Origin of the sequence: Bacillus sp. DX4.1, from assembly GCF_030348195.1 — a bacterium.
In the GTDB taxonomy this organism is placed as follows: Bacteria; Bacillota; Bacilli; order Bacillales; family Bacillaceae_G; genus Bacillus_A.
Map to the genome: position 1 here is coordinate 2,452,462 of NZ_JAUCFT010000008.1, position 20,167 is coordinate 2,472,628.

Below are 20,167 nucleotides of genomic sequence, written 5' to 3' on the forward strand. Positions count from 1 at the left end.
AAAGAATACGTTTTTTCGATGATTGTAATATCATTCGTTGTGTACAGTTCCTTCATTAAGAAGATAACACTCTCTGCCTTTTTGTTATGGTTTAGAAAACTCTTATCTATTGACTTTACAATTGTATTTTTTATAAAATTATAGTTCGACTGAAAATTTCGAGCGAATAGGAGGGAATCATCGAAATGAACAGCATATATGAACAAGAGCTACAGCGAATGAATGATACTTTATCTAAAATGGATGAGCAATTAGAAAAACTGGAGAAAGTCCCGATCTATTACGGAGAAGATATAAAAGAGCAAGCACTTGAAAGCATGAGAGAGTCAAGTCGGAAAAATCTTCGCATTGGCGTGCAGGAACCATACTTTGGTCGCTTAGATTTTGAAGAAGACGGACAGTTAGAACCAAATCCTATTTACATTGGTAAGGTCGGCGTTTCCGATGAAGATACAATGAAGCCGATTGTTATTGACTGGCGTGCACCTGTTGCTAGTATGTTCTATTCATTTACCGGTGGTGAGGAGCCAGCCTTTTATCATTCACCAGATGGATTAATTGAAGGGAATATTTATTTAAAAAGAAACATTGCTATTCGCAGACGAGAGCTAGAACGTGTTGTTGATACATATGTAAAAGGGAGCAACGATCTATCGCTTGCAGATGATTTTCTTCTGTATCGATTAGGTGAAAATAAAGATAACAAGTTAAAAGATATCGTTTCGACGATTCAAGCGGAACAAAATGATATCATTCGAGCGGAAAAAAATATGCCACTTATAATTCAAGGGGTTGCAGGAAGCGGAAAAACAACGATCGCTTTACATCGCCTTGCTTTTTTAATTTATGAATACCGGGAACAATTGAAAGCGGAAAGAATGATTGTATTTGCACCAAACAGTTTATTCCTTGATTACATTTCTAGTGTCCTTCCAGAGCTTGGTGTAGGTGATATTAGCCAAACGACATTTCAGGACTGGGCACTGCAGACACTGAATGATCCAGTGAAAGTGAAAAGTACGGAAACACAATTGGAACAAGCTTTTTCAATAAATCGTGATGAGAAAAAGGTGCTGCTTGGTAAATTAAAAGGAACGATGAAATTCAAATCGTTCATTCAAGAAAGCTGTATTCATTTTGAAAAGAATCTTTTGCCAACAACAGATTTTGAGGCTTGGGACCGAGCGGTTATTAAGATGGATGAAATTAAGAAATGGATTCAAATAGAATATAAACATTATCCGGTGGCAAAAAGACGAGAACGTGTTATCGGACGAATGAAGCGCTGGATTGAAATGGAATTGAAAAAGTTTGAAGGAACGAACGAGAAAAAATTACTGAAAAAAGAAGCAACAAAGAGATTGAATGCTTATATGAAATATTGGCCGAAAATGAGTGCACTGTCATTTTACAGTATGCTTATGAAACAAGAAGATTTGTTAGAAATCTTACCAACGGAACTTGTTCAAGAAACAGCGAAAAACTGCAGAAAAAAAGAAGTTCAATTAGAAGATTTAGCACCGCTTATTTATATTCATCATCATTTAGAAGGAATTAAACTAGGACAGAAATTTCATCATGTTGTCATTGATGAAGCGCAAGACTTCTCTCCATTTCAATTATTCATATTAAAAGAAATGACGCTTGGAAATTCCTTTACGATTTTAGGGGATTTATCCCAGGCCATTTACGATTATCAAGGCATTGAGGATTGGGATGACTTTAAGCAAGTATTTCCAGAATCGGGATACTACGAGTTGACGCGAAGTTACCGTTCTACAAAAGAAATCATTCAGTTTGCAAATGAAGTGATCCGAAGCGCTAAAATACCAGTGGGCCTTGCGACACCTGTTTTCCGTAGCGGTGAGAAAGTGAAAATCGTGTCAGCTGAGAATCAATTTGAATCTATTCTCTCTACACTACAAAAAATGCAAAAAGATAACGTCAAAACTGTAGCGGTTGTAGGAAGAACTGATGCAGAGTGCCGTGATATGTATGAAAAGCTTACAAAGGCGGGTATCTCTGTTAATGTGATAGAAGCCAATCAAAGCAAATATGAGGGCGGTATTTCAGTTGTTCCTGTTTACCTGGCGAAGGGACTAGAATTTGATGCGGTATTGCTTGTAGATGTGGATGAAGCGCATTATAAAGATACGAAGCACGATGCCAAATTATTATATGTAGGATGTACGAGATCCTTGCATGACTTATGGATTTTTTATTCTGGAGAGCGTTCACCGTTACTTCAGAAAATTCCGGATGATTTATATGAGGCTAGAATATAGAAATAGATATATGAATCAAGGGGATTTTCATCGTAATGCATGGGAAAGGCCTCTTGATTTTTTCTTTTATATACTGTTGATTTTGAATATGTACAATAACGGAAAGGAAGAAAAAGCGAATGGATATCATCACAAAAGTTATGAATCAAAAAGATTGGGAAAAAGGAAAACAGACAGGTGAAATCATTGAAGATTCTCTTAGAGAGGAAGGGTTTATTCATTGCTCAAGTTTAGAGCAATCTACTGAAGTTGCAAAGAAATATTTTAGTAATGAGGCGGAAGTAGTACTATTAGTAATCGAGCCAGACCTTGTTAAGGCGGAGATAAAATATGAAGTGGCTTCCAACGGACAGAAGTATCCGCATATTTACGGTGTATTAAATGTAGATGCTGTGGTGAATGTTATAGCATTTCGTAAAGAAAATGGAGCTTTTGTTTTACCAGCTACACTAGATTATAAGTAGAAGAGTAATTTATATAAATACAAATTAAAAAACCGACATAAAACCCTTCTTTTTAGGTGGAAGAGAGCATCCGGCCATGCATAGAAGCGGTCAGATCCTTTTCCTGCCCCATGCCAAGTGAAAACAAAAAGAGAAAACGAGTGCACGTCACCTCTTGTTATCCATAGCCGCGGCTATATGTCGAAAAATCAAAATGGATTTATATAGTTAACCTAATAAAAGGAATTTTGATTTCAGTTATAGAAATATTGAGGGTGGGAAAATGGGATCGAAAAGAGAAGATTTTTATCCATATTACACAGCGATTTGATCGGAAAGATAGCTTCTGATACATCGACTATGTAAAATAGAAGTGTGTATACATAAAAGGAGACAAAATAAATGTTTAAAACAACACGTTCGTATTGTCTATCAAAAAGAAAAGCGACTGAAGATTCTCCAGAGGGGTGGAATGCTACCTGTATGAGAATCAATGATAAAATATTTGCGATTTTAAATAATGAAAAGGAGGATCATGCCTCTATAACATTAAAATGCAATCCAGAGATTGCGCTGCAAGTAAGAGAAGAATACCCTAAGACAATACTACCAGGTTATCATATGAATAAAAAACATTGGAATACTATTTATTTTGACGGGGAGTTAAATCAAGAAGAAATAAACAAAATGATCGATTGGTCTTATGAATTAATATTGCAATCTTTTTCAAAAAAGAAGCAGAAAGAAATTTTGGATTAAAAATAATAAACTCAATTTTTTTCTAACAATCTTGGCGCGACTAAGAAAACGAAAGGAAGATAATAAACATGTCAAAGTTATTACATGAATTATCCAAAACCGGTGGCGGAACGCTCCGTCCTGAAATGTTGGAGCAGGTAAAAATTGTTTCTGGAAAAATTGTCGCTTGCGACCCGCTTATTTTTAATAACAAACCATTTGAGCGGACGATCCAGCCAGGCGCATATCCGGTCGTTGTTTGGTGGCACGAGGAAGAAGAACGGATAGCGGCAGCCGAACTGAAATTATCCAATGCCCAGCCGATTCGTTGGGAGATGGCGATCAAGCTGGGACAGAACGTGAACGAACTGGAAGAGGGGCATATATTCGGTTATCCGGTCGATACGGGGCTAGGCTGTTTCGCTGATGTGGAAGCGATCAATAAGATGGACGAAATGGAAGCAAGATTGGCACGAGAGCTTGGAAATGATTTTATCAGCTTATATGACAACGTTATAGATGATCTGTTGACCGAACATGACGACGTATGGGGAAATTGTATCGTTTGTGAGGATACAGGACTTAATGTGATTATGTTCAGCTCTGGTTACGGTGACGGTTTCTATGCTTCTTATTGGGGGATGGATGAAGAAGGACAGATTGTTTCCCTTGTCACCGATTTTAATGTGTTGTACGAAAAAGAAGAGGATGAAGCTTGAAAATCGGTGAACTTTGAACACTCATAAATAAACAACGCATACTTTGGTTGCAGAGGATGAAGGTAGAGTCATAGGAATGATCGGTTTATATACAGGTATCCTTTATAATAAAGATGAGACATATGCTCGTATCATTGCGCTAATTGTGGACAATCATTCTCGTAATAAAGGCATTGGAAAGCAACTTATACAAGAAGCGGAAAGATGGGAAATTCATAAAGGAGCTAATTCCATTGGATTAAACAGAGGAAATCGTTCTAAGAGAAAAGATGCTCATGAGTTTTATAAGGGTATGGGATGTGAAGAAAAAAGTACGGGGTTTGCGAAAATTTTATTGTAAAAAAAGTATTGTGTGAGGTTTTAGCATGAATGATAAACGGAATAGAGTAATATATGCGATTTTAATAATAGTTGTAATAATTTTAGGATTAAGCTCAAGAAAGATGGCAAATCTGCTCCCAGATGTATTGAATGCATATGTAGGTGACGCTCTGTGGGCGTTAATGATTTTCAGTGGCTTTGGCTTTGTTTTTAGAAGGATGGAGGCAAAGAAAGTAGCTTTAATAAGTATAGTGTTTTGCTATTTAATTGAATTAAGTCAACTGTATCATGCGAATTGGATCGATAATATTAGAGAAACAACATTAGGTGGATTAGTATTAGGATATGGGTTTTTATGGAGTGATTTATTAGCGTATGCGATTGGAATTGGAACAGGTTTAGTAATTGAGCTTTTATTCCGTATTAAACGGAAGTAAAATAATGTGTAATTACTTTTTTTATAGGATGGTTTTTGATGAAATATATAGAAAAAGAATTTACCATACATTTGAAAGAAAAGATAACCAATATAGAGCAAAAATTACAGCATGTTTCTGCTTTCTTGTTGCAAACTTATACACCATTATTTTCTGAAAAAAATATGGAACTTTTTATTGAATTTGAAAAAAAGAATAATAACCCTTTCGATATAGGTTATGAATCTTTAATATTACTAGAAGTAACTGATGAGAATGGAGATATGATTGATTTTTATCAAATTCCAATTTGGGAATGTAAAATGTATTTTTTAGGTCTGCCAATTTCAGTGAAAATTCCTGGAAGCAAGGTCATTGGAGAACTCATTGATGAATCAGAACAAGAAATAGAATTGGAACTTGAGAACCACCTAGAAGAAGTTTTATCGATTTCAGCATGAAAAAGGGGTTGCTGTTTGACTGATGTATTTTAGGGTGTATATATATTTAATATTAAGAAAGGATCAGCTTTGACATACCGAAAGTTGATCCTTTAGTGTATTTTAGTTTGGAAATAATCGTTTAACGCCTTCCTTTGTCCCAATAATTGCATTATGAACCATATTAATAAACAAACCAGTTTCAATTACACCTGTAATTTCTTTTAACAATTGATGTGTTTTAACTGGATTTGTTAAAGGGCTAGGAAAAACACAGTCTAAAATCAAATTCCCATTGTCTGTTATAAAGGGTTCATCATTCTGCAGACGTAATGTAGGTTTGCACCCTAATAATTGAACTCTTTTTACTGTGTGCTCCCAAGCAAACGGCACAATTTCGACTGGAAGGGGAAAGGTACCTAAATCGGAAACAAGTTTTGATTCATCTGCAATGATTATCAATTTTTCGGACGAAGCGGCGACTAATTTTTCGCGAAGAAGAGCACCACCCCCGCCTTTAATTAGCTGTAAGTGAGTGTCAATTTCATCTGCTCCATCAATTGTGAGGTCAAGTTTGTCAACTTTAGATAAGGAAATTAACGGAATAGACAGTTGTTTTGCCAGATTTGCTGTTCTTATAGATGTAGGAACAGCTTGAATAGATAATCCATCCTTCATCAGCTGACCTAATTTTTGTATCGTCCAATATACTGTAGAACCTGTGCCGAGTCCAATTGTCATGCCATCTTTTACATAATTGGCAGCATATTCACCAGCTAAACGTTTTAAGTCCATCGGTATTTCTCCTTATGATTCTGCAGGCCTTGGTCCGGCATCTAACCCTGAGTTTTCCACAGTTAAGATAGGGCGAACTGTTAAATCTGTTTGTACACGCATTTGGCAGGATAACCGTAAATGATCTTCAATTCCTTTTTCAGTAATAGCGTTCTTTTCGACATGAGTAGGTTCGCAAAAATCGCCTGCTACTATTTCAACTCGGCATGTTGTACAGCGAGCTTTTCCTCCGCAACGATGAAGAATATGTACACCATTGTCTTCAAGTGCTAATACTAATTTCGTTCCTTCTTTCACATCAAATGTTCCTACACCTAACACCGTTAAATTTGGCATTTTGTTACCTCCTCCTATAAAGTGAAACTTTCATCAGTGGAGCGTTTTATTCTTCACTGATGATTAGCCCTCACTAATTGGGCCTTTACGGGCAGTTATTCCCAAAATGTTTTTTTATATTTTAAAAAAATTTGAGATGAGGGATTACTGTCCGTTAATGCGGGATAAAATTCTACATAACATATTTATGACCTGACTTTTATTAACATAAACATTATAAAAAAAAATTATAGACCCGTAACTTTTTTATGCATTGAATCGTTTATTAAGTAAGCGCTGAAAAGGAGTGGTTATTTTGTGCACAAAAGTAAAGAAATTCCTGGAATCTCATGTTGATATGAATCATTCAAATATAAATTTCCTCATAGAGCATTATGCAGAGTTAAAGAGGTACTGTACGTTTTTAACAAAGGACAAATGGGACGGAGAAGACCTTGCTCAAGAAACGATATGTAAAGTACTGCAGAAGTATGTTCATAAAATAGAGGTGCGAGACATATGTATCACACTCTTATACAAAGTAGCTCGAAATCAGTGGTTAGATCAAATAAAAGCAAAATCATCTCAAGTGAAAATAGAGCCACTTTTATATGAAGAGCCGCACGAAAAGATTGCTGATTTGCATGAAATGGTTGAAAAGGTATTGTCTTCTTTAAATGTACAACAATCAGTTATTTTTATATTAAAAGAAGTCTTTCAATATAGTTTATCTGATATTGCAAAGGTGTGTTCGATATCAGAAGGTGCGGTAAAAGCTTCGTTATTTCGTAGTCGGAATAAGATTAAAAAGATAAATGATGAAGATGTTTTTGAAGTTGCTGACCAAGAGGGTGAAGTTGAAATAATTGTGACAGCCATACAGCAACAGAGACCAGAATTATTAACTAAACTACTTCCAACATTACAATTTACACACTTCTCCTTCCAGCAACCGGTACTGTTATTCAACAAGAAAATGTCGTCTTCTCACGGCTATATGTTATGTGCGGCATAAAGTGAAACTTCCATCAGTTGGGGGCTTCATCCTCCAACTGATGGTTAGTTGAACGAATCGGGCTTTTATGGGCAGTTTATCCTCCGCTAAGCTTTGGTGCTTGCTGCAGAACTTTAAGGAAGGATATTACTGCTCGTTAATACAGGATAAAAGAATAGATGGAGGGATTTTTATGAATGCAATTCCTTATGTTGTTGAGCAAACAAAGCTCGGAGAACGTTCGTATGATATTTATTCAAGGTTGCTCAAAGATCGAATCATTATGATTGGATCAGAAATTAATGAGCAAGTAGCGAGCAGTGTCGTTGCGCAGTTATTATTTTTAGAAGCTGAGGATGCTGAGAAAGATATTTTCCTTTATATCAATAGCCCTGGTGGCTCTACTTCAGCAGGATTTGCGATTTTAGACACGATGAATTATATTAAGCCAGATGTTCAAACGCTTTGTATGGGCCTCGCGGCATCATTTGGGGCTTTATTGCTACTGGCTGGGGCAAAAGGGAAACGTTTTGCATTGCCAAACAGTGAAATTATGATCCATCAACCACTTGGCGGGGTACAGGGGCAAGCAACTGAAATTGAAATATCAGCAAAGCGCATTCTAAAACTAAAACAAGATATTAATCAAATTATTGCTGATCAAACAGGGCAGCCAATTGAAAAAATTGCACATGATACAGAACGAGATTATTTCATGACTGCAGAAGAAGCGAAGAAGTATGGAATTGTAGATGCTGTTATTCAAAAAATTAAATAGCATTGAAACAGGTTGTTGAACAATGTCGTTCAACAGCCTGTTTTTGTTTCCTTATAGTTAATCTTTGATCCAAGAATCGACTACTTGTTGATTGTTCTTAATCCAGTCCCTAGCAGCTTGTTCAGGATCTTTTGTTTTATTCAGCATGACCATTAGCGTTCCAAGTTGCTCATCGGTCATTTTCCATTTCTCGAAGTATTTGATGACTTCAGGATAATCTTTTTCGAACCCTTTTCGTACAGAGTAATAAATATCATCTTTTTCACCATATACTTTCTTAGGGTCTTTTAAATATTTCAAATCAAATTCTGAAAAGCCCCAGTGTGGATTCCATAGTGTGACAACGATTGGTTTCTTGTTACTGTAGGCTTTCTTTAACTCACTCATCATCGCAGCTTCTGAAGATTGGACAAGTTTAAGCTCGATGCCATATTCTTTCATGGCTTTATCGGTTAAATTCATCAGACTGCTTCCAGGTTCGATACCAATAATTTTATTGTTCAATTCGTCCTTATGAGCATTTAAGTCTTCGATGCTGTTGATGTTTGTCATATAAGAAGGAACAACTAAACCTAGCCCAGTTCCTTCATACCATTTTGATTTTATTACAAGGTTGTCTTTATATTTTTCATAAAGTGGTTTGTCAGTAACAGGGAGCCAAACTTCTAGATTTGCATCTACATCTCCTCGGGCTACACCGGTCCAAACTGCAGCTTTTTCTAAATACATTAATTCAACTTTATATCCTTTTTGTTCTAATAACACTTTCCACATATTTGCCGTAGCAATGTTTTCTTTCCAGCTTGTTACACCAAGTTTAATTTTCCCTTTTGTATTCGCATTGGTTGTGTTACAAGAGGTAACAATCATACTGATTAAAAATAAAATGCTTATCATCCATATTTTGCGCTTCATTGGAATCCTCCTATTTCTATAGCTGACAACAGTAATTGGTATATTTTTCATCAGAAAATTTATGCTGATGAAAAGTTTACTTTATGTACAGAAGTGTGTTTGTTATTGTAAGGCAAACTTATTTATAAGCAAAACTTTACGTAAGTAATCTTATTATGAACGGAAACGCAGATTTTAAAAAACTCTTATCTAAAAGATTTCGATGTAATATTTCTGATTAAAATCGCTACACTATGTGAATAGATGAGTAGAAAAGGAGTAGTGGCATGGAAAATACAAAGGTTCGTGTTGAAAACGTGACAAAAGTATTTGGAAAAAATCCATTAAGAGGCGTTGCTTTATTAAAAGAAGGAAAAAGCAAGGCGGAAATTTTAAAAGAAACTGGAATGAATGTCGGAGTAAAAAAAGCAAGTTTTGAAGTGTATACAGGAGAAATTTTTGTCATTATGGGGTTATCAGGAAGTGGGAAGTCTACGCTTGTTCGTATGTTAAATCAATTGATTAAACCCACTGCTGGACATATATACATAGACGGAGAAGATATTGCGACGATGGGGAAGGAAGCCTTGCGGAAAGTAAGAAGAACGAAAATGAGCATGGTCTTTCAAAAGTTTGCGTTATTTCCTCATCGTACCGTCTTACAAAATGTAGCATATGGATTAGAAGTGCAAGGAATACCGGTAGAGGAAAGAGAAGAAAAAGCACTGGAATCGCTTAAATTAGTAGGATTAGAACATAATAAAGATAGTTACCCAGGACAGTTAAGTGGTGGTATGCAGCAGCGCGTTGGTATCGCAAGAGCGTTAACAAATGATCCGGATGTTCTTCTCATGGACGAATCATTTAGTGCATTAGATCCACTCATCCGAAAAGAAATGCAAGATGAGTTATTAGAACTGCAAGATAAAATGGAAAAAACGATTATTTTTATTACACATGACTTAGATGAGGCGCTGCGAATTGGTGATCGCATTGCACTAATGAAAGATGGAGAAATTGTTCAAATTGGAACGCCAGAAGAAATTATGATGAGCCCTGCCAATGAATTTGTAGAGAGATTTGTGGCAGATGTAAATTTAGGGAAAGTCATCACTGCCGAATCCATCATGAGAAGACCAGAAACGTTATTGATTGATCGAGGCCCACGAGTGGCGCTGCAAATTATGAGAAATGCCAGTGTATCCACCGTATATGTAGTGAATAAAAAGCATGAATTTCTAGGCGTTTTAACTGCTGATGATGCAAGTAAAGCAGTTCAAAAGCAATGGCCAATCGCTGATTTATTACTAAAAGATATCTCTCACGTATATTTAGATACGTTACTCGAAGAAATGTATGCAAAAATGGCAGAAATGAAGCTACCCTTACCGGTTATCGATGATAAGAAAAGGTTAAGAGGGATTATAAAACGTGAAAGTGTCATTCAAGCTCTAGCAGGAAATATAGAGGAAGTGGTGAATGACAATGAATAATATTCCGCGTATTCCTTTAGGAGAATGGGTCGATTCATTTGTGGCAGGTTTATATGAGCATTTTGAAGGGCTTTTCAAAGGGTTTTCTTTTGTCATTGGAGGATTTGTAGAATTACTTACAAATTTTTTAATGATGATCCCCACTTTTTTATTTATCATTATCATATGTTTTCTCGTTTGGTATACGACCCGTAAAATATCGTTAGTTATTTTTTCATTAATCGGATTGCTTTTTATCCTAAATATTGAGTATTGGGCACAAACGATGCAAACATTATCACTCGTTCTGACATCTGTAATTATTTCTATTCTTGTTGGTATTCCCATTGGAATTTTAGCATCTCAAAATGAACGATTTTCAAAAATTTTAAAACCCACTTTAGATTTCATGCAAACAATGCCAGCCTTTGTTTATCTCATTCCAGCTATTACATTCTTCGGTGTAGGCGTCGTACCAGGCATTATTGCATCAGTTATTTTTGCGATGCCCCCAACGATTCGTTTTACTGATTTAGGAATCAGACAAGTACCAGAAGACTTAATCGAGGCCGCAAATGCATTTGGTTCAACCGCATCTCAAAAGCTATTCAAAGTACAGCTGCCACTTGCAACAGGAACGATTATGGCCGGCGTAAACCAAAGTATTATGCTTTCATTATCAATGGTTGTAACCGCTTCCCTTGTAGGTGCACCAGGGCTAGGTGTCGATGTGTATCGATCTGTTACACAAGTAAATATTGGTATGGGCTTTGAAGCTGGACTAGCTATTGTAGTGATTGCGATTGTGTTAGACAGAATTACGCAAGGGTTTCATAAGAAAAAATAAAATTGTTTTAATAAACTAAAGCAACACGCTCCGTATGTTAAGAATCTAATTACGGGGCGTGTTTTTATGCAATCTCATAGAATGTTTGCATTTTGTTATAAAAACATATCTCGCTTTATCGTTTCAATTTTCAGGAAAATAAGCTAAAATATGACAGGGAGGTTAGCCATGAAAAAAGTTATCGTTTTATTTCTCATTGTAGCATCTATACTATCAGGTTTTATTACATTTCAACAAACGGATCATGAGGAATTAGAAAAAATGGAAAAGATAGAGCAACAGATTGGTAAGGAGTTTATAATTCCGGATGCACTTTTATTTTCCAATCCAAATGAAATGTATCCTATTTTATTTGATACAGCAAAGGAATCAAAAATCAATATTTTTCGTTCCAATATTAGCTATAACTCAGATGATAACGTAGAAATTTCGAAATATGTATTACTAACAAGTGATACGGTATTTTTTGATGCCTTTCATTTGAGTAGTGGCAATGTGTTAAGTACGAAAGACACACAAGAAGGTGATGTTTTTCTATCTACGGCAAGCACGAAAGATACAAAACAGATAGGGGTTATAAAAGATTTTGGTGATAATAATACGATTACAATTAAATCTCTTCAATCCGCTTATACCCATTTACCTGTGGCAGGGCGATATTTCGTAGAAACTGTAGACGATAAAACATACAATACCTTTTTGAAAAAATTTTCGAAAAAGCTGAATCAGCATTTTAAACCGAAACAGTATATTATCGCTGATGATTTTAAGCGTAGTAAAAGTAGTAACGAAGTGGCTTTTGGTTCATCGATAAACAGCTTGAACTATATTTATTATATGGTGTTTATCATTCTTTTATTTTTTCTAATCTATTACATTTTCAATGAATCTAAAAGAATTGGTATCATAAAAATGCACGGTATATCTAATATTCGGTTGTGGTTTATCGTCATAGGTAGACTCATTGCTAGTATGTTTGCTTTATCATTATTCATGTCAGTACTTCTAGCAGCATTCGTAAAAAATACAACTTCTACGTTCATTTACACCATTGTTTTTGATCAGTTTAAAACGTATCTCATCATTACAATACTATCGCTCGTTACTTACCTATACATTTCCAAAATCAAAGTCAGTCAAATTATTAAAAATAGAAAAGATACAAAGGGTATTTTTATATTAAATATGGTATTGAAAATAACTTGTTCTATTATATTTGTTTTAATGAGTACTTCTATTTTGAGTCAGTATATTACGGTAAGTGAAAAGCAAATAAATTTAAAAAATTGGGAACGGAGCAAAGATTACGGTGTCTTCTATCCACTTTCTGTAGGGAACGAAGAAGACGAGAGTGCAAATGGATTAACCAAAACGGGATCAGCTATAGAGGGGGATCTTTATCCCATTCTGAATAAAATGGGAGCGTTATTAGTTGATTCAAAGGATTACGAAGAAATGGACCTTATAATAAATAAGGATTATAACGGAATACGGTCAGTCACAGTGAACAACAATTATCTTCGAGAGTTTCCTCTATATGATATACATAATAATCGTGTTCAAGTATCAGAGGATACGGAAAACTGGATTTTATTAGTACCTGAAAAAAATCGAGACAGGGAAAAAGAGATAATTCGTTTCTTTGAAGAAACAACAAAGCCCAGTATTGAATATGAAGAAAAAAGGTTGCACAGAGAGGTTCCCAATCATTTACGTAATCGAACAATAGAAATTATCTGGCTAAAAAACAATCAAGAGATTTTTAGTTTTAATCCAGAAGTATATAAATCTGAACATAATAAGATTAAAGATGAGATCATAGAGGTGATGACAGAGAAAAACAGCCTTGTTGGAGAGAGAGATACGATATTAGGCGGAGGAGCGACTGACCCGTTAAAGATTAAGTTAATCGACAGAGATACAGGGTTGACTTATAAAAAACTGGAATCAGATTTGAAAAGGTTGGGACTGGATGATAACTTGAAACATCTTATAACGGTTGATCAATATATTTTAGAAAATATATACGATCTACAAAGTATATTGAAAATGCTTTCGGTCATCAGCATTGGATTGATAGTGGGTATATTATCCCTTATCACACAAAATATCATTGTGTATTTCAATAAAAACCAACAGAAAATTGTAGTGTATCGCTTATTTGGCGTAGGTTTTTTTAGAACGTATAAGGGGTACATGTTGTTATTTTCATTCACATGGGTATTCCAATTGTTGATTTGCTTTATGATAAAAAAAGAATTCGATAGTAAGTTACTTGTAGCGGTGGTCGCGCTTATCCTGATTGAACTTGTTGCTTCTATCATTGCACTGATAACTATGGAACGAAAAAATAAGAAAAAGGTTATAAAGGGAGGGTAATCAGATCGTATGAAACATATATATGAACTCATAGATGTCAGCAAAAGCTATGCCGATCACGTTATTTTAGATAATTTAAATATGAAAATCTGTGAAGGGGAAATGGTCGCTATTACAGGGAAAAGTGGTTCCGGCAAAACAACGATTCTTAATATTATGGGAATGCTGGAAAATCCAGATAGTGGAATTGTTAAACTGTTTGGAGAGGAAAGTCCTCGCATGGGTTCTGCTAAAGCAAATAAACTTCTTAGAACAAGACTTTCCTATCTATTTCAGAACTATGCACTGATTGACAATGGTACTGTAAATGAAAACTTGGAAATACCGCTCATCTATTCGAAAAGAACAAAAAAGGAAAAGAAAGAACTGAAAATAGAAGTGCTTGAAAAGGTAGGTCTGAGTATATCTCTAAACCAGAAAATACATGAACTGTCAGGAGGAGAACAACAGAGGGTTGCGATAGCAAGAACACTTTTAAAGCCTTGTGAATTAATACTTGCTGATGAACCGACAGGCTCTCTAGATGATGAAAACAGAAACGAAATCATACGAATTTTAGAAGGTCTAAATAAGGAAGGAAAGACAATCATCATCGTTACTCATGATCCATATGTAGCGAATGCATGTGATAGAATTATAGACTTATGAAATTGTGTTGAAGACTAGAAGCAATATGGATTGAATAATATAGACATGCGAGTAAGGAGGAATTTTTATTTTAACACCGTTCGAATTTTCGAACGGTGTTAAAATATTGCAAATACAAAAATGAAATGAATTTATCTCGTAAAAGGGTGATTAGTGTGGGGAAAATTATCAGTAGGGGGAAGGAATTCATTACTAATGAAAATTAAACGGTATTAAAAATGATTGGAATTAATGGAATGATTCTTTTAGCTGAATAAACAACGAGTTAAAATCCGGTATTTCTGAATAGTGAAACTATATGTATGCTTTTTATGATATTATATATTTTAAATTTAAATTTAAATTATTAGGGGGCGGATATATGTCTGCACATCATCAAACGGAAGATAACTGTTTTATTTGCCAAAAACATAAAGGGAAAATTTCTGTACCTGGCGAAGCAATTTATGAAGATGACCTTGTGTATGTAGGACATGTGTATTGGGAAGAAAGCGAGACGTATTTAGGATATCTTATGATTGATGTGAAAAGACACACGCCTGGTCTAGCAGACTTAAATAAGGAAGAAGCACAAGCTTTTGGATTAATCACAAGTAGAGTAAGCCGTGCGCTAAAAGAATGTGAAGGTGCGGAACATATTTATGCATTTGTATCAGGTAATGGTGTACCACATATGCATATGCACATTATTCCGCGTTATCCGAATACACCGAGGGAATATTGGTCTCCAACAAAGGTAGCGGATTGGGAAGGAGCACCTTATGGAGGAGCGGAAGAAATTCAAAAACTATGTAAAAAAATTGAAAGTTATATGGTGAACGAGTATGCATATAACAAATAATACAAAGCAATATTCATGGGTTGGTAGTGATGAAATGTGTTTAGGGGAAATTTCAGTTAAGCAATGCGGTAATGTAGTCATTGGACGATATGGTGGCAATACAAGTGCAGGAGCTCGGAAAAATGAAGATGGTGCATTAATTTGGTCGCATGATGATTGGGAGTTTGCGATGATATTAGATGCACACTATAGTGCAGAAAGTACAGCTTTGTTAGTCAATACAGTGCAAAATGAATATGAACATGTAAAGGTTTTACTAGAGGAACCAATTGAAACGGTATTCCGTTCCATTGAAAAGCATATACTATCACTTTTTCAATCAGAGTCAGTTAAGCAATCTTGCCAGCAAGTCAAAGGTGAAACAGCTTGCTTAATCTGTGTCCGAAAAGAAAACTATATTTGGTGGTTTTCGGTAGGAGATTGTCTGGTCTACTTATTGCACGAAGAGTTACATAAATTAGGACAATATATGCTGAATCAAAGGCACTTTTATGAATGGATTGGACATATAAATACATTTTCACTACCAGTTCCATGTTATTCATCTGGTATTCGAGAATTACGTACAGGAAAAAATAGAATAGTAATGGTTACAGATGGTGTATTAGAGTGCGGAGAACGTCGTTATGACAAGCCATTTCATTTGTATAAAGACCTGTATCAAAATAAAGGAAAGTTAACGGAATGTGTTCAGAATGTACTAGAACATGTCCATCATCAGCTTGGAAGAGATAGCGCAACAATGATTAGTTGGGATTATGCAAATCAGGATTATTCCACTTATCCAAGTGATCAGCCTGAAAAAATGCGTCCTACAAGGTGAAAAAGGGTGTAGGAGTGAGCGTATGTTTTATACAAAAGTCATTGTATTAATTCTATTAGTTGTTCTCTTTTATTTTTCAGAAAAATTAGTGAGGAAAAAATTAAATATACCTCGTCAAAATGGTTTTATTTATGAGCATGTTAATCATGTTCATAAATGGGGGGAGCGAATCATTCTCCTAACTTATCTAGTTGTAAGTTTTATATGTATTTTTAGCTTCAACGATATAAATCTTGCGTATCTCATATGGTCTTACTTTTTTGTATTATGTCTTTTTCGGGCATGGATGGAATGGAAATATGAAAGAGAATCTAAAGAGTACTTCATTTCTATTGGTACGCTTATCGTTTTTGTTATTACAGTAATTTTATTGAATTTTCTATTTTAAAACCTTTAATATTTCAAATTTAAACCATAGTTGCAGAAAGATACTCTGCAAAATAAATCTTTCTGCAACTACAAAACGTAATAAAGCTTTACATCATTTCTTCTTAAAACTCCTCAAAACAAGAAACTCCCACCATCTCCACGGAAGAATTTTTTTAGCAACCATCATCAGCCTTACACCTTTTCCAATCGGATATCGTAGCGCTGTATGTTTTGCTTCTGCAATAGATACAATTTTTTCAGCAACGTCTATTGGATTACCAAAAGTATCACTACCACTGTTGATGTGATTTTGTATTTTGTCCATATATTCTTTATAAGGAGATTCGGAGTTAGAATTACTTTGTGCAAGCTGTTGTCCAACTTCCCAAATATTTGTGTTATAGGAACCAGGTTCTACTAATGAAACTTCAATACCAAACGGTTTTACTTCTAAACGAAGTGATTCGCTCCATCCTTCAAGTGCATGTTTAGAAGAAACGTAAGGGGAGAGGCCCGGGAATCCAATTTTCCCACTAATGCTGCTGACATTAATGATTTTCCCACTTTGTTGTTTACGCATAAAAGGGAGTACGAGTTGTGTTATTGCAATTGCCCCAAATACGTTTGTTTCAAATTGTCTTCGGTATTCTTCAATCGAAATTTCTTCAACAAATCCACCGCTTGCATATCCTGCGTTGTTCACAAGGACATCTACTTGATCAAGCTGTTTTAAAAATAATTGAAATCTAGTAATAGATTCTTGATTGGTTACATCTAGTTGATGTGTCTGGATATTTTGTTCTAACTGCAATGTTATTGCTTGGGAAAGTAAACTCGTTTGTTTTTCAAGGTTTCTCATCGTTGCAATGACATAAAATCCTTTTTTCGCGAGTTCAAGGGAAGTTAAAAGTCCAAAACCACTCGATGCCCCGGTTACAATGGCAATTTTTTTATTCATTTTTTCACACTCTCTATTCATAAGAATGATGGCTTGAAGCTTTAAAAGCTAAAAAATCTGATATATCCATAGTTTCTGTTGTGAGTCTAGTAAATGTATGTATGAATTAATACAATCATTATTCATTCACATTTAGAGACTCAAGTAATTCTCTTTCTTTTCTGAATTTCACCATTGCACCTTTAATCGAACACATACTAAAAACTTCTTCTTTATCAACAGTTATGTATGCTCGTCCTAGTTGATCATGTGCTTTTCTATAATTAGTGACAAAAAAATCAACACGTCCTTTAAGAGATTCACATGTTAAACTTTCTAAGTTTTTTTACCTTACTCCATTTTCTTTGTATATATCCTCCATTCATAACAACCTTCTTAGTATGAAAATATTTCTAAAGCTTACTCCTTTTTAGTCTAATACAGTATTTTTAAAAAATCTATTGGAGAGGACCCTAATGAATAGTACGGATGAAGAAATTCCCACTAATAGAAATTACAAATGTAGTTGTTACATTTACAATAAAGTCGTTGGATTTTCGTTAAATAGTTCAATATCTTTGATTCTTCTGTAGTTGAACAAGTATTCTATTCGTAGAGGTGATAATATGATCAAACGAAAAAAGATAGTAGCTATTTCAGGAAGCATTAGAGAAGGTTCATCCAATACAAATATATTAAAAGCTTTAGCAGCTTTTATTCCCGACGGTATTGATTATACTATTTATAACGGAATAAAAGAACTTCCCCATTTCAACCCAGATATGGATCGAATGAAACCACCAGCTATTGTTGAGAATTTTCGGAAGATGCTAGATGAATCGCATGCGCTTATTATCTGTACGCCAGAGTATGCACAAGGTGTACCAGGAGTCTTAAAAAATGCGTTAGAGTGGCTGGTCTCATCAGCTGAACTTTATAAAAAACCAGTGGCTGTTATAACGGCTTCTCCATCGATTACCGGGGGAGACAAAGCGCATGAATCTTTACTGCTTACGCTGGGTATGTTGGATACTACTGTTGTTAAAAGTGGATCGTTGCTAGTTCCATCTGTCCGAACCAAATTTAATGATGATGCTACAGTAACAGACGAGAGCACCAAGCAAGCCCTTATCGCTCTAATTAATAGTATAGTGGACGAGATAAATAATTGACTTACGTTATAATTCGTATGTTAAAAGGCTTTATTGTTACTCATTATGAATGTAATAAGTACAGATCGAAGAGCTTTAATCAACTATCTTAAAAACCGTTCGAATTTTCGAACGGTTTTATGCATGATAAGGATTGTAAAATGAAACAACTTTATTGTAATTGAATGGATCAGCTACACTTAGTTGGACAGAAAACTTAAGGTCAAGTAGACTACAGATCATAACACTTGAGGAGAATCTACGATGGCTAAAAGAGAACGTCGAACATTTACTGATGAATTTAAAAATCAAATCGTTCAATTATATCAAAGCGGTAAACCGAGAAAAGACATTATTCGCGAGTATGATCTGACTCCTTCTTCTCTCGATAAGTGGATAAATCAGAGTCAGAACAGACAAATGAATTGGATCGGAAATTTAATCAAAACGAAGCGTTATCAGTAATTGTAAGTGATTTGACATATGTAAGAGTCAATAAAAAATGGCATTATATATGTGTATTTGTTGATCTCTTTAATCGGGAAATCATTGGCTACAGTGCTGGTCCAAATAAAGATGCATTATTGGTTTACCGAGCATTTGCATCGATACAAACGGACCTACACAACATTCAGCTTTTCCATACGGATCGAGTTCAAAAACAAGCTCATCGATGAAGCATTAGAAACATTTAACATCCAACGTTCATTAAGTATGAAGGGATGTCCATACGATAACGCAGTCGCTGAAGCTACATTTAAGATCATTAAGACTGAGTTTGTCAAAGGTCGTCATTTCGATAGCCTGGAAGATTTGACAAGGGAATTACATGACTATGTTCACTGGTTTAATCACATTCGTATTCACGGGACACTTGGGTATTTAAGCCCAATCGAATATAAACTTGAACACCTTAAAAAAGTTGTCTAGTTTAGTGTTGACAATCCAACATCCTTTTTATTGAAATTAAGTTTAAATAGAAATAATACAAACCAGCCTTAAATTAAGGCTGGTTTGTATTATTTCACAGCTTCTTTTAATTCTTTACCTGCTTTAAATGCAGGTACTTTTCCAGCAGCAATTTGAATTTCTTCACCTGTTTGTGGATTACGTCCTGTACGAGCAGATCGTTCGCGTACTTCAAACGTGCCAAATCCGATAAGCTGTACCTTGTCACCAGTTTGCAAAGCATTTGTAATCGAATCAAATACGGATTGCACGGCTACAGTGGCTTCCTTTTGTGAAATTTCAGCTGTTTGGGCAACATGTTTAATTAATTCTGTTTTATTCATGTTTTCACCTCGTATATAAATTTTTGATATAAATACTATCATAGTGCATAAAAGAATAGAGACAGGTTTTTCTAACTTTAAGAAAGCAATGATAACAGCGATATTACTCTAATTTCGGTGAAAGTTGGTAAATCCCTGCTAACTCTAGCTGAATTTCTTTTTTACGGTATTTCTTAATTCATATGTATATAAATACAAATTAAAAAACCGACATAAACCCCTTCTTTTTAGGTGGAAGAGAGCATCCGGCCATGCATAGAAGCGGTCAGA

The 20,167-nt window shown here is 35.1% G+C and carries 23 protein-coding genes and 2 pseudogenes; 19 read left to right on the forward strand and 6 right to left on the reverse strand.

Annotated features, from left to right (window positions below; genetic code table 11):
* Window positions 1-185: 185 nt before the first annotated feature.
* The 7 genes from QUF99_RS15440 to QUF99_RS15470 all read left to right on the forward strand — a co-directional run bounded on the left by QUF99_RS15440 (window position 186) and on the right by QUF99_RS15470 (window position 5,383).
* The gene (locus tag QUF99_RS15440) at window positions 186-2,285 is read left to right on the forward strand and encodes a HelD family protein (protein WP_289371122.1); all 2,100 of its coding nucleotides are present in this window, start codon (window positions 186-188) and stop codon (window positions 2,283-2,285) included.
* A gap of 125 nt (window positions 2,286-2,410) precedes the next feature.
* Window positions 2,411-2,749 carry a DUF952 domain-containing protein gene (locus QUF99_RS15445; RefSeq protein ID WP_289374665.1) on the forward strand — a complete coding sequence of 113 codons (339 nt, stop codon included), beginning with the start codon at window positions 2,411-2,413 and terminating at the stop codon, window positions 2,747-2,749.
* Between the two features lie 381 nt (window positions 2,750-3,130).
* Window positions 3,131-3,487 (forward strand): MmcQ/YjbR family DNA-binding protein, encoded by a 357-nt coding sequence (locus tag QUF99_RS15450; RefSeq protein ID WP_289371123.1) that lies wholly within the window; start codon window positions 3,131-3,133, stop codon window positions 3,485-3,487.
* A gap of 68 nt (window positions 3,488-3,555) precedes the next feature.
* Window positions 3,556-4,185 (forward strand): DUF4241 domain-containing protein, encoded by a 630-nt coding sequence (locus QUF99_RS15455; RefSeq protein ID WP_289371124.1) that lies wholly within the window; start codon window positions 3,556-3,558, stop codon window positions 4,183-4,185.
* Between the two features lie 43 nt (window positions 4,186-4,228).
* Window positions 4,229-4,525: a GNAT family N-acetyltransferase gene (locus QUF99_RS15460; protein WP_289371125.1), complete on the forward strand. Its 297-nt coding sequence runs from the start codon at window positions 4,229-4,231 to the stop codon at window positions 4,523-4,525.
* Between the two features lie 25 nt (window positions 4,526-4,550).
* Window positions 4,551-4,943 (forward strand): ribosomal maturation YjgA family protein, encoded by a 393-nt coding sequence (locus QUF99_RS15465; protein WP_289371126.1) that lies wholly within the window; start codon window positions 4,551-4,553, stop codon window positions 4,941-4,943.
* 38 nt (window positions 4,944-4,981) lie between these two features.
* Window positions 4,982-5,383, forward strand: a complete 402-nt coding sequence (locus tag QUF99_RS15470; protein WP_289371127.1) for a hypothetical protein — start codon at window positions 4,982-4,984, stop codon at window positions 5,381-5,383.
* A 102-nt stretch (window positions 5,384-5,485) separates the two neighbouring features.
* Here QUF99_RS15470 and rpiA read toward each other — a convergent pair whose 3' ends face one another.
* Together rpiA and QUF99_RS15480 are read right to left on the reverse strand one after the other, a co-directional pair.
* Window positions 5,486-6,157 carry a ribose 5-phosphate isomerase A gene (rpiA, locus tag QUF99_RS15475; protein ID WP_289371128.1) on the reverse strand — a complete coding sequence of 224 codons (672 nt, stop codon included), beginning with the start codon at window positions 6,155-6,157 and terminating at the stop codon, window positions 5,486-5,488.
* A 12-nt stretch (window positions 6,158-6,169) separates the two neighbouring features.
* On the reverse strand, window positions 6,170-6,493 hold the full coding sequence (locus QUF99_RS15480) for a 2Fe-2S iron-sulfur cluster-binding protein (protein WP_286120607.1): 324 nt from the start codon (window positions 6,491-6,493) through the stop codon (window positions 6,170-6,172).
* A gap of 295 nt (window positions 6,494-6,788) precedes the next feature.
* Between QUF99_RS15480 and QUF99_RS15485 the strand changes: the two genes are divergently transcribed.
* Window positions 6,789-7,487 carry an RNA polymerase subunit sigma-70 gene (locus tag QUF99_RS15485; protein WP_289371129.1) on the forward strand — a complete coding sequence of 233 codons (699 nt, stop codon included), beginning with the start codon at window positions 6,789-6,791 and terminating at the stop codon, window positions 7,485-7,487.
* Window positions 7,488-7,659: 172 nt separating this feature from the next.
* A complete protein-coding gene (clpP, locus tag QUF99_RS15490; RefSeq protein ID WP_289371130.1) occupies window positions 7,660-8,244 on the forward strand; it encodes an ATP-dependent Clp endopeptidase proteolytic subunit ClpP in 585 nt (194 codons plus the stop codon).
* Window positions 8,245-8,301: 57 nt separating this feature from the next.
* Here clpP and QUF99_RS15495 read toward each other — a convergent pair whose 3' ends face one another.
* Complete coding sequence (locus QUF99_RS15495) at window positions 8,302-9,159, reverse strand: glycine betaine ABC transporter substrate-binding protein (protein WP_289371131.1); 858 nt, start codon at window positions 9,157-9,159, stop codon at window positions 8,302-8,304.
* Between the two features lie 266 nt (window positions 9,160-9,425).
* On the opposite strand from QUF99_RS15495, the gene QUF99_RS15500 reads away from it, so the two are divergent.
* The 7 genes from QUF99_RS15500 (at window position 9,426) to QUF99_RS15530 (ending at window position 16,536) form a co-directional block, all read left to right on the forward strand.
* Entirely contained in the window at window positions 9,426-10,631 is a 1,206-nt protein-coding gene (locus QUF99_RS15500; protein WP_289371132.1) for a quaternary amine ABC transporter ATP-binding protein, read from the forward strand.
* Window positions 10,624-11,457: an ABC transporter permease gene (locus QUF99_RS15505; RefSeq protein WP_289374666.1), complete on the forward strand. Its 834-nt coding sequence runs from the start codon at window positions 10,624-10,626 to the stop codon at window positions 11,455-11,457. Before QUF99_RS15500 ends, QUF99_RS15505 begins: the two co-directional genes overlap by 8 nt.
* A 168-nt stretch (window positions 11,458-11,625) precedes the next feature.
* Window positions 11,626-13,836 carry a bacteriocin-associated integral membrane family protein gene (locus QUF99_RS15510; protein WP_289371133.1) on the forward strand — a complete coding sequence of 737 codons (2,211 nt, stop codon included), beginning with the start codon at window positions 11,626-11,628 and terminating at the stop codon, window positions 13,834-13,836.
* A 9-nt stretch (window positions 13,837-13,845) separates the two neighbouring features.
* Window positions 13,846-14,484, forward strand: a complete 639-nt coding sequence (locus QUF99_RS15515; RefSeq protein WP_289371134.1) for an ABC transporter ATP-binding protein — start codon at window positions 13,846-13,848, stop codon at window positions 14,482-14,484.
* 361 nt (window positions 14,485-14,845) lie between these two features.
* Window positions 14,846-15,325: an HIT family protein gene (locus tag QUF99_RS15520; RefSeq protein ID WP_289371135.1), complete on the forward strand. Its 480-nt coding sequence runs from the start codon at window positions 14,846-14,848 to the stop codon at window positions 15,323-15,325.
* Window positions 15,309-16,148 (forward strand): PP2C family serine/threonine-protein phosphatase, encoded by an 840-nt coding sequence (locus QUF99_RS15525; protein WP_289371136.1) that lies wholly within the window; start codon window positions 15,309-15,311, stop codon window positions 16,146-16,148. Before QUF99_RS15520 ends, QUF99_RS15525 begins: the two co-directional genes overlap by 17 nt.
* A gap of 22 nt (window positions 16,149-16,170) precedes the next feature.
* Complete coding sequence (locus QUF99_RS15530) at window positions 16,171-16,536, forward strand: DUF4181 domain-containing protein (RefSeq protein WP_289371137.1); 366 nt, start codon at window positions 16,171-16,173, stop codon at window positions 16,534-16,536.
* Between the two features lie 93 nt (window positions 16,537-16,629).
* On the opposite strand, the gene QUF99_RS15535 is transcribed toward QUF99_RS15530, so the two are convergent.
* Window positions 16,630-17,475: an oxidoreductase gene (locus tag QUF99_RS15535; RefSeq protein WP_289371138.1), complete on the reverse strand. Its 846-nt coding sequence runs from the start codon at window positions 17,473-17,475 to the stop codon at window positions 16,630-16,632.
* Window positions 17,476-17,593: 118 nt separating this feature from the next.
* Window positions 17,594-17,740 (reverse strand): annotated as a pseudogene (locus QUF99_RS28730) (SF0329 family protein); the annotation flags it as partial.
* 340 nt (window positions 17,741-18,080) lie between these two features.
* Here QUF99_RS28730 and QUF99_RS15540 point away from each other — a divergent pair.
* The 3 genes and pseudogenes from QUF99_RS15540 to QUF99_RS15545 all read left to right on the forward strand — a co-directional run.
* Entirely contained in the window at window positions 18,081-18,626 is a 546-nt protein-coding gene (locus QUF99_RS15540) for an NADPH-dependent FMN reductase (RefSeq protein ID WP_289371139.1), read from the forward strand.
* 243 nt (window positions 18,627-18,869) lie between these two features.
* Entirely contained in the window at window positions 18,870-19,070 is a 201-nt protein-coding gene (locus QUF99_RS28735) for a transposase (protein ID WP_483298603.1), read from the forward strand.
* Window positions 19,007-19,535, forward strand: a pseudogene (locus tag QUF99_RS15545) (IS3 family transposase); the annotation flags it as partial. The gene QUF99_RS28735 and the pseudogene QUF99_RS15545, both read left to right, overlap by 64 nt.
* An 89-nt stretch (window positions 19,536-19,624) precedes the next feature.
* On the opposite strand, the gene QUF99_RS15550 reads toward QUF99_RS15545, so the two are convergent.
* Window positions 19,625-19,897, reverse strand: a complete 273-nt coding sequence (locus QUF99_RS15550) for an HU family DNA-binding protein (RefSeq protein WP_286124971.1) — start codon at window positions 19,895-19,897, stop codon at window positions 19,625-19,627.
* Between the last annotated feature and the right edge of the window lie 270 nt (window positions 19,898-20,167).

What these genes read in the sequence shown, in the direction of transcription:
- QUF99_RS15440 (WP_289371122.1), top strand. Translation starts at nt 186, where the DNA reads ATGAACAGCATATATGAACAAGAGCTACAGCGAATGAATGATACTTTA.
- rpiA (WP_289371128.1), bottom strand. Translation starts at nt 6,157, where the DNA reads ATGGACTTAAAACGTTTAGCTGGTGAATATGCTGCCAATTATGTAAAA.
- QUF99_RS15470 (WP_289371127.1), top strand. Translation starts at nt 4,982, where the DNA reads ATGAAATATATAGAAAAAGAATTTACCATACATTTGAAAGAAAAGATA.
- QUF99_RS15500 (WP_289371132.1), top strand. Translation starts at nt 9,426, where the DNA reads ATGGAAAATACAAAGGTTCGTGTTGAAAACGTGACAAAAGTATTTGGA.
- QUF99_RS15505 (WP_289374666.1), top strand. Translation starts at nt 10,624, where the DNA reads ATGAATAATATTCCGCGTATTCCTTTAGGAGAATGGGTCGATTCATTT.
- QUF99_RS15510 (WP_289371133.1), top strand. Translation starts at nt 11,626, where the DNA reads ATGAAAAAAGTTATCGTTTTATTTCTCATTGTAGCATCTATACTATCA.
- QUF99_RS15465 (WP_289371126.1), top strand. Translation starts at nt 4,551, where the DNA reads ATGAATGATAAACGGAATAGAGTAATATATGCGATTTTAATAATAGTT.
- QUF99_RS15550 (WP_286124971.1), bottom strand. Translation starts at nt 19,897, where the DNA reads ATGAATAAAACAGAATTAATTAAACATGTTGCCCAAACAGCTGAAATT.
- clpP (WP_289371130.1), top strand. Translation starts at nt 7,660, where the DNA reads ATGAATGCAATTCCTTATGTTGTTGAGCAAACAAAGCTCGGAGAACGT.
- QUF99_RS15515 (WP_289371134.1), top strand. Translation starts at nt 13,846, where the DNA reads ATGAAACATATATATGAACTCATAGATGTCAGCAAAAGCTATGCCGAT.
- QUF99_RS15540 (WP_289371139.1), top strand. Translation starts at nt 18,081, where the DNA reads ATGATCAAACGAAAAAAGATAGTAGCTATTTCAGGAAGCATTAGAGAA.
- QUF99_RS15450 (WP_289371123.1), top strand. Translation starts at nt 3,131, where the DNA reads ATGTTTAAAACAACACGTTCGTATTGTCTATCAAAAAGAAAAGCGACT.
- QUF99_RS28735 (WP_483298603.1), top strand. Translation starts at nt 18,870, where the DNA reads ATGGCTAAAAGAGAACGTCGAACATTTACTGATGAATTTAAAAATCAA.
- QUF99_RS15480 (WP_286120607.1), bottom strand. Translation starts at nt 6,493, where the DNA reads ATGCCAAATTTAACGGTGTTAGGTGTAGGAACATTTGATGTGAAAGAA.
- QUF99_RS15455 (WP_289371124.1), top strand. Translation starts at nt 3,556, where the DNA reads ATGTCAAAGTTATTACATGAATTATCCAAAACCGGTGGCGGAACGCTC.
- QUF99_RS15535 (WP_289371138.1), bottom strand. Translation starts at nt 17,475, where the DNA reads ATGAATAAAAAAATTGCCATTGTAACCGGGGCATCGAGTGGTTTTGGA.
- QUF99_RS15495 (WP_289371131.1), bottom strand. Translation starts at nt 9,159, where the DNA reads ATGAAGCGCAAAATATGGATGATAAGCATTTTATTTTTAATCAGTATG.
- QUF99_RS15525 (WP_289371136.1), top strand. Translation starts at nt 15,309, where the DNA reads ATGCATATAACAAATAATACAAAGCAATATTCATGGGTTGGTAGTGAT.
- QUF99_RS15520 (WP_289371135.1), top strand. Translation starts at nt 14,846, where the DNA reads ATGTCTGCACATCATCAAACGGAAGATAACTGTTTTATTTGCCAAAAA.
- QUF99_RS15530 (WP_289371137.1), top strand. Translation starts at nt 16,171, where the DNA reads ATGTTTTATACAAAAGTCATTGTATTAATTCTATTAGTTGTTCTCTTT.